The organism is Paenibacillus sp. FSL K6-4396 (assembly GCF_038002525.1).
Classification (GTDB): domain Bacteria; phylum Bacillota; class Bacilli; order Paenibacillales; family Paenibacillaceae; genus Paenibacillus; species Paenibacillus amylolyticus_B.
This window is the reverse complement of record NZ_JBBOCR010000001.1, coordinates 1,537,072-1,548,458: the sequence shown is the minus strand read 5'-3', so window position 1 is coordinate 1,548,458 and position 11,387 is coordinate 1,537,072. Positions and strand designations below refer to the sequence as shown.

The following is an 11,387-nucleotide window of genomic DNA, read 5'->3' as shown; positions in this document are numbered from 1 at the left end:
CAACAGATTACACTGGGCTCGGTTATGCAGATTGAGAAATCAATAAGCGCAGGTTATGATGTTTGGAGAAATATGCTCTGGGATGATTATAGAGAGGAATGGAACAACTGTATGGAATCCAAACTACTTCAAAAATTAAAATATGCTTCACAATTAACGGCACAGGAGAAACATATTGTGGACTATATCCTGAACAATCCCGAAGTTGTATTTGATTCTACAGCCCATGAACTGGCTCAGCAGACCTATACAAGCTCATCCACCATTGTTCGTCTATGCAAAAAGCTGGGTACCAAGGGGTACCCAGACTTTCAGTTAAAGCTTGCTCTTGAATATCAACGCATGCCTTCCGCGTTGCAAACGCAGGATCATGCAATTGCAGAACAAGGCAACGTGCTGGCTGCCATCGACTCTGTTCCTTACCTGTACCAGCAGGCGCTGGATGATACGCGCCGGATGTTAAATGCTCCTGTTTTGCTACGAATCGCGAGTTGGGTCAAAGAATCTGTACGCATTGATGTCTATGGCAGTGATATGAATTATTATCTGGCTCAACAGGCTTGTGCCAAGTGGAATGAACTCGGCATATCTGCGATTGCTCATAACAGTCCGAACATGCATTATTTGAACACGATGAATCCCAATAGCCTGACGCTCTCTTTTGTTATATCTCACACAGGTGAGAACCAATCCATGATTGAAGCCGCCAAAGTGCTAAGCAACAAACAGATGAAAGTCATCGCGGTCACGGGCAACAACCATTCAACCCTGTCCAGACATTGTGATGAAACGTTGCTGGCTTATGGATACAATGAACAATTAAGGCTATCCAAAATGTCTTCGATGGTCTCGGTACTCTACATTTTCGACATGTTGTACATGGGGAGCATTAGCGATACGTATTAACGATTAAAGCTGGTCCGCTGCAAATACAATCCCGGCATTCTTGCGCGCACTCATGAGTACACTCATTACAGACTGGCTGTGTTCGAGTAGTTCGTAACACCGTTTGTAATTCCCATTTGCATGGATGTCCCTGAACGCTTCCCACTCATAGTACAGCCAATTGGATTGGCTCTGGGCATTAAACGCCTCAGCAGGCTCATTCCCGATTTGAAGCTTGATCTCCCGGCAACCGTTTGCTCCTCCCACAACCTGAAGATAACCTTTCTCGCCCTGAATGAGCACAAAGTTCATGCTGTTTGTATCTTTGGCACCTACACATTCCGCAATAAACTCCGGATATTGGAGAACCACAACTCCTGACGTATCAATGCCGTTTGCATGCTGATTCGCGGTATACGATACGGTATTCGGACTGCCAAACAGATTCATGACCAGATGCAGATTATAAATATTGATATCCATCAGCGCTCCGCCGGAGAATTGTGGATTAAATACGTTCGGTGTTTCCCCTGCAAGCAGATCATTGTATTTGCGCGAGTATTGACTGTAGTTACACTGGATGAGCTTGATCGGACCAAGCTTTGGTAGCTGCTCCTGTATGACTTTAATATTGGGCAGATGAATGTTGGAGATGGCTTCAAACAGCAACAGATTCTTTTCTTTTGCAAGTGCAATCAGCGTATCTGCTTCCTGAAGCGTGGACGTGAACGGTTTTTCGCAGACGACATGTTTGCCATGTTGAAGTGCCTGATAGGCCTGTTCGTAGTGCATGCTGTTTGGTGAAGCAATATATACGAGATCTATATTTGTATCTGATAATAGGGATTTCAGGTCCGTATAGATTGTACCGATCCCATACTTACCCGCAAGCTCCTGTGCTGTCTCTCTCTTCCGGGAGTACATCGCTGTACAAGTAACATCTTCCAATTCATTGATCGCAGCTAAAATGGCATCCACAATGGACCCTGTACCAATCGTTGCTATATTCATCATATCGTTTCGCTCCTGTCGTTGGTTTTTTGTCAGTTGGCTCTCTTCGCTGCTTCGATTCCGTCATGTAAAATATCCAATACATATAAAACCTCTTCATCCTTGACCGGTTTATCACCGTGATGTCGAATGGCTTGAAGCAGTTGATCATATAAAATGCCATAGTCTGTCGCTTCCGAAGGGACTTTCTCCGTATGTGATGTTCCCTCATCGTCCACATAACTAATCGTCCCCCAGTTATCCTCCGGTTCAGCTTGAATGGATACCCTGGTTCGTCCATCTCCATTTTTCGTTTGATGCCCACTGCTGTATTTAACAAAGCTCCCTCGATTACCGTGGACAATGAATTTTGGATGTTCGATCTTCACAAGCAGACTGCACTTAATCGTGGCCTTCATTCGTCCATAACGAAAATCAATATCGATATAATCATCGGATTCACCCGGCGCGATCAAACTCCGAACATCATAATCAATTCGGTCAGCTACGCCATAGATGGAGATTAACTGATCGATCGTATGTACAGCCAAACCATGCAGCAATCCAAATCCACTTCTCGCGTACTGTGGCTGAAAATAATCATAGTGGGACTGGATTTCAACAATATTCCCCAATTTGCCGCCCTCAATCACTTTTTTCAATGTCAGGAAGTCACCATCAAATCTGCGATTTTGATTTGCCATGGCGATGAGATTTTTACGAGTGGCTAGTTCAAAGATATCTTTGGCTTCCGCAGAAGTGGAGGCAAATGGTTTCTCCACCAGCACATGTTTCTCGTGTTCCAAGGCCAGCTTGGCGTATTCTATATGGCTATCCACATGGGTAGCGACAACAATCAATTCAATCTCATCATCCTGCAATATGTCTTGGATAATCGTTGTAAAAGTAATCTCGGGATAAAGTAACTCACGTTCTGTATCGCCAACCCGATCTTCCTCGCGACGGTATATCGTCTTCACCTTGATGTTTTCTTTTTTGTCCAGATAAGGCAAATGATAATTCACCACTGCGTTTCCAAATCCGATGATCGCCACATTCATTAACATGATCGCTCACTCCTCTGCTCTGGTTGAATGTTATGTTATCACGATCAAGTCAGGCGAAGAATGCTTTGGAACCGGATTGGCAGCATCATTCGCAATTCGATTTCAGGTTTGAATGACTATGAAATTCAATTTCATCCTCTTCTTTTTTTCATGTTTGAGATCTAACATATCTTCCATAGTTTACCGATATAACATAAGGAATTAACGACATACATATAGAAGAACGAAGGGGACGATGAACGAATGAAAACAGGGTATACATACTTACAACGCACCATCTGTACATTGCTGTTATTTACACTCATTGCAGCAATGACATTGGGAGGTGGAACCGCAGCCCAGGCAGCTTCACTTAGCCAATCCACAGTGTATTATGAGTCTGACGGAGTTTTGTACAAAGTTTCCGCGGATGGCAGCAATACAACAGAAGTATTAATTGATTTCCAAGGTGTGGACTTGCACGGGGCAGGCTCTTATCTCTACTACACGCAGACTGCTTCTTCCACAACATTGCTTCGGGTTCCAAATGACGGGTCCAGCGATGCGGCGGAGACATTTGCTACAGATGTACTCAGCTATTATACGGATAACGGATTCATCTATTATCTGGATGCTACAGGTACCATTTATCGCGCGAATGGCAATAGTGACGCTTCAGCTGTCACCAAGATTGCTGACAAGGCTGATACCGACTTCCCATTCCTCCTGGTAACCAAAGGGCGTGCCTACTATAATGCGTTGGTTAATGGAAACACGTGGATCGTGTCCAAAACGTCCAACGGTTCTGGAGCTGTGCAGCGGATTGCCGCAGGCGCAGTGGAAGGACGTTATTTTACAAATCAAGCCAAAAACGAACTGCAACTGATGGTAAATACAGACCCGTACGAGGATTTCTATTCCACCAATGCTGTTGTCATGTATAAGGTGAACTACAACACCGGTAAAGCGACCGCTGTTAATCCCAAAGCCAAACTGGATGTGAATGCTGTATATTCCGGTGGTTGGGGAAACAATCTTTACGTGTATAACAAAGGAATCGTTCTCGACAGCAATAAGGATTACAATTATGCCAAAGGCAAAGCGTTTGCGTTAACAACTTCAGCCAAAACACTTCAGCTTCATAACAAGAGCGTTCGTGAAGTAAGTGCCTTAGGTACAGACAAGGTTGTCCTTATTGATGCAGACAAAAAGGCTTATGCCAAAACGGTCTCGGGCAACAAAGTGACCAAATCCGCCAACCTGAACCTGACAAATGTAACGTATGTTGCGAATCAATTGACCAATGGTACATCTACGGCTGCATACATTTCGGGCAACAACGGACTCTATTCGGTCAATACAGCTCTCAAGGTAACGAAACTTACCGGGGACGAATGGGATGCATTCCATATCAGAGATGATGTTGCGGGTCTCTTCTACATCAATGCCAAAGATCAATATCGCTTGTATCACGTGCAAACGGGTGGAACAGGAAAAAAAGTAATGAGTGACGTTTTCCTCGACAATATTCTGTTGGTAACACCGTACTAACATATAATGTTGATTCAAGCATGTAGCTCATTCTACGGACTTATCCATAACAAAAAGGATTACCTGGTAGCCCTAGTGGCTCTTGGTAATCCTTTTTGGGTTGTCGAAAACTATTTTAAAAAAACATCTTCCATATGAGAATGATAATTGTTATCATTAAGAAAATGAGACAAAAGGATGGTCCGTATGACTGAACAGTTTCCCTTCGTTGCTGAAACCTCATCTCTACCACTCCTCTCCTCCATGTGCCGTGTGCGTCGTGGGGAGAATTTCCGTGTGCAAGGCAAGACGGTGTCACGGCCCATGCTCTGTCTTATTTTGCAAGGAGACGGTGTTCTGGTCCTGAATGATACAGTCTATACGGCGCAAGCGGGCAACTTGTTTGTACTGAAGCCAGGAACAACCATTGAGGCCGCTGCACGCTCGAATGTGACCGAATGTATATTGCTAAGCATGGATACGGTTTGTTTGCAGCAAGTACGCGGTGAATGGAAAATGACCTCTTCACCTGCCTTCCCGCTGGATTGGCAGACAGGCAGGTTGCTGGTTCGTCATGAGCAGCAGGCTGTATTACGTTTGGAACAACTGTATGAAACCTATCGAGGTCTTCAACCGGATCACTTTATCAGCATACATAGCCAGCTGCATGAACTGCTGCAATTTCTCTCAGAGAACCGGCTGGAAGCCAATCATGAGAAAGTAGACCCTGCCTTGGAACGCAGTATTATGTATATGCGACGTTACATGAGTGAAGGAATCAGCATGGATCAGCTTGCCAAGATTGCTGGACTCACACCAAGCTCTTATTCACGCAGTTTCAAGAAGGCCAAAGGCATGTCACCGACCGATTACCTGAATCGTTTACGTATAGACGAAGCCAAGAAACAGCTGACAGAGGAATCCTGTGTCCTCAAAGACGTCGCGGTATCTGTCGGGTATGGCAATGAGTATTATTTTAGCCGCAAATTCAAACAAACCTTGGGGATTGCTCCCAGCGTATATATGAAAAGAGATCAACTTCGCGTAGCTACGGCATCCATTATGGGATTCCATGAGAACTTGGCCTCGCTTGGACTGCGCCCGGTAGCTGTGCTGGAAGGTCAAGGTCTGTTTGACCGAGAATCGGATGAATATGAACAAGAACGCCGATTAACCAGACAATTCGATCAACTTCGGCAGGCGAAGCCAGACTTGATCATCGGTGACTTTTACCACGAGCCCTATTACGATCACCTGAAAAGTATTGCACCCACCATCATCTTGGAGTCTACTGATGACTGGAAAGAGAACCATATTCGCATAGCCGAACTGGTCGGACGTGAGAAGCAAGCGTTGCTAAATTTCAAAGAACTTGTGTTTCGCAAGCTTGAAGCAAGCCTGAACCTACAACCCTATTTCGGACAAAAACGGTTGGCTCTGATGGAGGTTACGAATCAGTTCATCCGTTTACAAGGAACTGGCGAGCATCCATTAAATCACTTATTGTATGCCGAATTGGGACTCCAGCCTGCTCAGCTTGTATCTCCCGAAAGTTCCAGAAATGAGTGTGCAGCGGATAGTATCCCCGTACTTGACACGGATTACCTGTTAATCCATCGTGCTTCGCTCCAGCCTGTCAGTGAAAAGCTGTTCCGACGCATGAAACAAACGGCATCATGGAATCGATCCCCTGCTGTATTGTATGGTAACGTTCACGATATCTCGAATTGGCAACAGTTATGCTGGACTCCGGCTGGACATCTGCAGATTCTAAATGAACTGGAACAGATTACTCAGCAGTCTGTAGTCTTTCCTCAGACAGGTCTGATCGGACATTAGATGTGGACATAGGTTGATACGATGGGCAAGATTATCTTTTACATCGTGTTCCTTCATTATAATTCAGTAAGATATTGCACAGGCCAAAGGGCCCTCTCCTATAACGGAAAGGGCCCTTCGCATGTCATTATGAATGTTCCTTAATCTCTTCCTTCGGAACCAGCTTGTATATCTCTTCATTTTCCATGGTATCAATCAACCGATCCAACCATTTGTAATATGCTTCCGCTTGCAAAACTTTGTGTTTGTCTTCCATCAGGATGTGGATAAGTTCAGCATCCGCCTCTTCATCCAAATCATCGACTAGTCGATTCAGTTCTTCAATCGATTTGCGCAGAATCTGAAGGTTACTCTCCACGGCTTTTCTCCACTTAATTGCAAAATAATCCGTAAATGTCTGATGCCAGTCATATTCCACTTCATATAGGTCTTTTCTGGAGCCCTTGCTCCACACTTTATTTACCATTTTCAAATCCAGCAGTGTTCGTACACCTGTACTCATACTCGTTTTGCTCATTTCCATTTCCCGTCCCATATCGTCAAGGGTCATTGGTTTGTCTGCAAAAAATAGCAATCCATATAAGTGTCCCGTAGACAGCGTAACCCCGTAGAGATCCATATTACGTCCAATGGCTTCAATGACGCGCTTACGAATCTTCAGCACGGTTGCCTGCTGTTCCTCTTCTAAATGGTCCAAGCCCATGCTTGCAACCTCCATTCTGAACATTCCACAGTCTTTGGCGAAATAATTGCAACACTTTAAAAGTCCTGCTTACATGGGAAAGCACTCGGCCGGACATCATATATGCCAGAGGGCTTTCATTCACCCAATGTATGAAAATGGGAACTTTACCAGGATACAATTGCCTATGACTATCTTTTAACCAAAAAATTCAGCTTCAATTCAGCTCATTTTCTATTGTAGGAAAAGCAATGTCAAATGTAAAGCTGCCTTATTAGCCAGAATAAGGAGAATGACGGAGTATTTGGACGAGAAACTTTGTACAGTTTTTACTGTACAAACATTATGTACTGTTTATTCGGTTGATATACTGGTTAAGTATTGTTAGTATTAAACTCGTTACCCAGAAAGACGGGAAGCGAAGCAACAACTACCGGATTTCGTGGCTGGGCGCATAAGTGTATGGGCTTATGGATGCTGAAAGCCGTTCGAAGTGCACAACACATCAGAAGGGGTGAAAACATGACCATACTTGAAGTGAAAAACGTAAGTAAATTGTTTGGCCCCCAAACCGAGCAAGGTCTGCAATTACTGGAGCAAGGTTGGGGTAAAGAAAAGTTGGCCAAAGAAAAACAGATAACGGTTGGTGTCAACCGGGTCAACATGGACATTAAAGAAGGCGAGATTTTCGTTATTATGGGACTGTCCGGGAGTGGTAAATCCACACTGGTTCGGATGTTCAACCGTTTGATTGAACCAACATCCGGAGAAATTCTGGTCCATGGTAAGGATCTACGCAAGATGAACAAAGAACAATTGCGCGAAGTGCGCCGGAAAACGATTAGCATGGTCTTCCAGAAGTTTGCGTTGTTCCCGCACCGTACCGTTCTTGATAATGTGGAGTATGGATTGGAAATACAAAAAGTGGATAAGGAAGTACGCCGGGAGAAGGCGAAAACTTCACTGGAGTTGGTTGGCCTTAAAGGCTGGGAAGACAAAATGCCAGATGAACTCAGTGGCGGGATGCAGCAACGTGTCGGCTTGGCGCGTGCACTTGCCAATGACCCGGAAGTACTACTGATGGATGAAGCCTTCAGTGCTCTTGATCCATTGATTCGCCGTGATATGCAAGATGAGTTGATCGAGCTTCAGGATAAAATGAAAAAGACCATTATTTTCATTACCCATGACTTGGACGAAGCGCTGCGCATCGGCGATCGTATTGCCCTCATGAAAGACGGCGCAGTTGTGCAGATCGGTACACCGGAAGAAATCATGATTCAACCGGCCAACTCATACGTGGCCCGCTTCGTCGAAGACGTGGATCTGTCCAAGGTCCTTACAGCATCTCACGTAATGCGTCGCCCTGAAACAATTACGCTTGATCGTGGTCCTCGTGTTGCCCTCGAATTAATGCGCGAACGTGGTATTTCCAACCTGTTTGTCATTGACCGTTCGATCAAACTGCTCGGTGTAATTACAGCTGAAGATGCAACCCGTGCTATGCGCGAAAACAAATTATTGAACGACATTCTGATCACGGACGGGCCTACTGTTGCGCCTGAGACCTTGATTCATGAATTGTTCGAGATTGTAAGTTCTGCCCATGTGCCGCTCGCTGTTGTTGGTGAGAATGGCCGTCTGCAAGGCGTTATCGTCCGCGGTGCCCTGCTGGGTGCACTTAGCGGTGAAGTTGCAGTAAAGGAGGAACTTGCGAATGATTCCCAAAATACCACTAGCATCGTGGATTGAATCCATCGTTGACTGGATGAGCTCCTCGCTCTCCGGATTGTTTAATGTAATCTCTATTGTTATTCAGGCAGTAGTTGGATTCTTCTCCGGGCTGTTCATGCTGCCCCATCCACTCCTGTTCATTGCCATATTGGGTGTTCTTGCGTTCCTCGTAGGTCGACTCCCACTGACACTATTTACGGTTATCGGGTTCTTGCTCGTAGATAACTTGGGATACTGGTCCCAATCGATGGACACACTCGGTCTGGTTATCACTTCAGGATTGGTTTCGATCCTGCTTGGTGTGCCTGTCGGAATCTGGCTCGCATACAGTAAAACTGCGGCGCGTATCATTACACCGTTGCTTGACTTCATGCAGACGATGCCTGCATTTGTCTACTTGCTGCCTGCGGTTACATTCTTTAGTCTTGGTGTCGTTCCAGGTGTTATCGCGTCCGTTATATTTGCGATTCCGCCAACGATTCGTCTGACTCACCTGGGTATCAGACAGGTATCTGGCGAATTGGTTGAAGCAGCTGATGCATTCGGCTCAACTTCCATGCAAAAGTTGTTCAAAGTACAACTTCCACTCGCTTTGCCTACCGTGATGTCCGGTATTAACCAGACCATCATGCTGTCACTGTCCATGGTTGTTATTGCCTCCATGATCGGTGCACAAGGTATTGGTGCGGAAGTCTATCGTGCTGTAACACAGCTTCAAATCGGTAAAGGTTTCGAAGCCGGTCTGGCCGTTGTTGTACTCGCGATTGTCCTGGACCGTTTTACACAAAATGTGTTTATGCCAGGTCGTAAAAAGAACTCACGCATTACAGCCAAGCAAAAAGCATGGATCACTGCTGCGGCAACATTCCTTGTGCTTGTAGCTGGTTTCTCACAATACTTCGTTGGTGGTACAACTTCGGCTGGTGGCAACAATTCAGCAGCCAATGCTGTAGGTCAAGAAGTAAACTATCAGATTATCGGTATCGATCCAGGGGCTGGTATCATGAAGTCCGCTGCAAAAGCGATCGAAGACTATAAATTGACTGACTGGACTCTGATTGAAGGCTCTGGTGCAGCCATGACGGCCACGCTGGACAAAGCGATCAAAAATGAAGATCCAATTATCATTACAGGTTGGACTCCACACTGGATGTTCAACAAATATGATCTGAAATATCTGGAAGATCCGGAGAAATCTTTCGGTGATGCTGAAGAAATTCACACCATCGCCCGTAAAGGTCTGAAAGAAGATCACCCTGTTGCATTTGAATTCCTGTCCCGTTTCCAATGGACCTCGGATGACATGGGTGAAATGATGACTGCTATCCAGGATGGCACATCCGCAGAAGAAGCAGCTAAAGCTTATGCTGAGAAACATGCCGATCAGATTGCTGAGTGGACCAAAGGTCTGACTCCAGTGAACGGTGATGCATTCAAACTGAGCTATGTGGCTTGGGATTCCGAAATTGCAAGTACGAACTTGCTGAAATATGTAATGGAAAACGAATTGGGTTATAAAGTTAACGCTCTGCAAGTCGAAGCCGGGCCCATGTGGACGGGTGTTGCCTCAGGCGACGTAGATGCCTCTCCAGCAGCTTGGCTGCCATTGACACACGCAGACTACTGGGAACGTTACAAAGACCAGGTGGACGATCTGGGGGCCAATATGACAGGTGTACGTACAGGCCTCGTGGTTCCTAGTTACATGACTGAAGTCAATTCGATTGCAGATCTGGAGACAGGTGCCGCTTCTTCCACTCCATCGGCAAGTGCCAATGTGGGCGAAGAGGTTAATCACCAGATTGTTGGAATTGATCCAGGTGCAGGTCTGATGAAGGCCACAGCAAACGCCATTAAGCATTATGATTTGTCAAACTGGAATCTAATCGAAGGCTCCGGAGCCGCAATGACTGCATCGCTGGACAAAGCTTATAAAAATGAAGAACCCATCATCGTTACGGGTTGGACTCCGCACTGGATGTTCAATCAGTATGATCTGAAGTATTTGGACGATCCCGACTTAATTTTCGGCGATGCAGAGGAAGTTCACACGGTTGGACGTAAGGGAATCAAAGAAGATCATCCCGTTGCCTATGAGTTCTTCTCTCGTTTTAATTGGACTGCGGATCAAATGAGTGAAATCATGGTAGACATTCAAAAGGGCGTTTCGCCTGAAGAAGCTGCCAAGACTTATGCAGAAAAACATCCGGACCAAATTGAAGAATGGACCAAGGGGTTAACCCCGGTTAAAGGTGACAATTTACGTCTCGGTTATGTTGCATGGGACTCTGAAATTGCGAGTACCAACCTGATGAAGTATGTGCTTGAGACGGATCTGGGTTACACAGTCAAAGCATTGCAAGTCGAAGCTGGTCCCATGTGGGCAGGCTTGGCAGCAGGTGATATTGATGCTTCTCCAGCCGTTTGGCTCCCACTTACACATGGAGACTACTGGGAGACATATGGTGACCAGATTGAAGATATCGCTGTCAGCATGACAGGAGTTAAACAAGGTCTGGTTGTTCCGACTTACATGGATATCAATTCTGTTGAAGACTTAAAAGATAATTAAACCAGATTGAGATGAATAAACCTGAATTTGGTAAAAAGACCACCGAAATTTTTCGGTGGTCTTTTTGGTATGGCTATGTTTTTTTCAGGCATGCTATTTGATTTGATAT

The 11,387-nt window shown here is 45.3% G+C and carries 8 protein-coding genes; 5 read left to right on the top strand and 3 right to left on the bottom strand.

Going from position 1 to position 11,387, the window contains the following annotated elements:
• Nucleotides 1-72: 72 nt before the first annotated feature.
• Nucleotides 73-906, top strand: a complete 834-nt coding sequence (locus tag MHB85_RS06800) for an SIS domain-containing protein (RefSeq protein WP_192133235.1) — start codon at nt 73-75, stop codon at nt 904-906.
• A 3-nt stretch (nt 907-909) separates the two neighbouring features.
• Here the strand turns inward: MHB85_RS06800 and MHB85_RS06795 are convergent, their stop codons facing one another.
• Entirely contained in the window at nt 910-1,896 is a 987-nt protein-coding gene (locus tag MHB85_RS06795; RefSeq protein WP_192133233.1) for a Gfo/Idh/MocA family protein, read from the bottom strand.
• Between the two features lie 32 nt (nt 1,897-1,928).
• Nucleotides 1,929-2,942: a Gfo/Idh/MocA family oxidoreductase gene (locus tag MHB85_RS06790; protein WP_192133124.1), complete on the bottom strand. Its 1,014-nt coding sequence runs from the start codon at nt 2,940-2,942 to the stop codon at nt 1,929-1,931.
• Nucleotides 2,943-3,185: 243 nt separating this feature from the next.
• Here MHB85_RS06790 and MHB85_RS06785 point away from each other — a divergent pair, with 243 nt between their 5' ends.
• Nucleotides 3,186-4,472 carry a DUF5050 domain-containing protein gene (locus MHB85_RS06785; RefSeq protein ID WP_341072666.1) on the top strand — a complete coding sequence of 429 codons (1,287 nt, stop codon included), beginning with the start codon at nt 3,186-3,188 and terminating at the stop codon, nt 4,470-4,472.
• A 186-nt stretch (nt 4,473-4,658) separates the two neighbouring features.
• Complete coding sequence (locus MHB85_RS06780; RefSeq protein WP_341072665.1) at nt 4,659-6,290, top strand: helix-turn-helix domain-containing protein; 1,632 nt, start codon at nt 4,659-4,661, stop codon at nt 6,288-6,290.
• 127 nt (nt 6,291-6,417) lie between these two features.
• On the opposite strand, the gene MHB85_RS06775 is transcribed toward MHB85_RS06780, so the two are convergent.
• A complete protein-coding gene (locus tag MHB85_RS06775; RefSeq protein WP_341072664.1) occupies nt 6,418-6,993 on the bottom strand; it encodes a GbsR/MarR family transcriptional regulator in 576 nt (191 codons plus the stop codon).
• 501 nt (nt 6,994-7,494) lie between these two features.
• On the opposite strand from MHB85_RS06775, the gene MHB85_RS06770 reads away from it, so the two are divergent.
• Together MHB85_RS06770 and MHB85_RS06765 are read left to right on the top strand one after the other, a co-directional pair.
• On the top strand, nt 7,495-8,724 hold the full coding sequence (locus MHB85_RS06770) for a quaternary amine ABC transporter ATP-binding protein (RefSeq protein WP_192133118.1): 1,230 nt from the start codon (nt 7,495-7,497) through the stop codon (nt 8,722-8,724).
• Nucleotides 8,690-11,278, top strand: coding sequence for a glycine betaine ABC transporter substrate-binding protein (locus tag MHB85_RS06765; protein ID WP_192133115.1), 2,589 nt, complete (start codon nt 8,690-8,692; stop codon nt 11,276-11,278). The genes MHB85_RS06770 and MHB85_RS06765 overlap by 35 nt, the downstream gene beginning before the upstream one ends.
• The last annotated feature ends 109 nt before the right edge of the window (nt 11,279-11,387 follow it).

Excerpts from the sequence above, each read along its gene's own strand:
- MHB85_RS06800 (WP_192133235.1), top strand. The coding sequence starts at position 73 with ATGCTCTGGGATGATTATAGAGAGGAATGGAACAACTGTATGGAATCC.
- MHB85_RS06795 (WP_192133233.1), bottom strand. The coding sequence starts at position 1,896 with ATGAATATAGCAACGATTGGTACAGGGTCCATTGTGGATGCCATTTTA.
- MHB85_RS06790 (WP_192133124.1), bottom strand. The coding sequence starts at position 2,942 with ATGTTAATGAATGTGGCGATCATCGGATTTGGAAACGCAGTGGTGAAT.
- MHB85_RS06785 (WP_341072666.1), top strand. The coding sequence starts at position 3,186 with ATGAAAACAGGGTATACATACTTACAACGCACCATCTGTACATTGCTG.
- MHB85_RS06780 (WP_341072665.1), top strand. The coding sequence starts at position 4,659 with ATGACTGAACAGTTTCCCTTCGTTGCTGAAACCTCATCTCTACCACTC.
- MHB85_RS06775 (WP_341072664.1), bottom strand. The coding sequence starts at position 6,993 with ATGGGCTTGGACCATTTAGAAGAGGAACAGCAGGCAACCGTGCTGAAG.
- MHB85_RS06770 (WP_192133118.1), top strand. The coding sequence starts at position 7,495 with ATGACCATACTTGAAGTGAAAAACGTAAGTAAATTGTTTGGCCCCCAA.
- MHB85_RS06765 (WP_192133115.1), top strand. The coding sequence starts at position 8,690 with ATGATTCCCAAAATACCACTAGCATCGTGGATTGAATCCATCGTTGAC.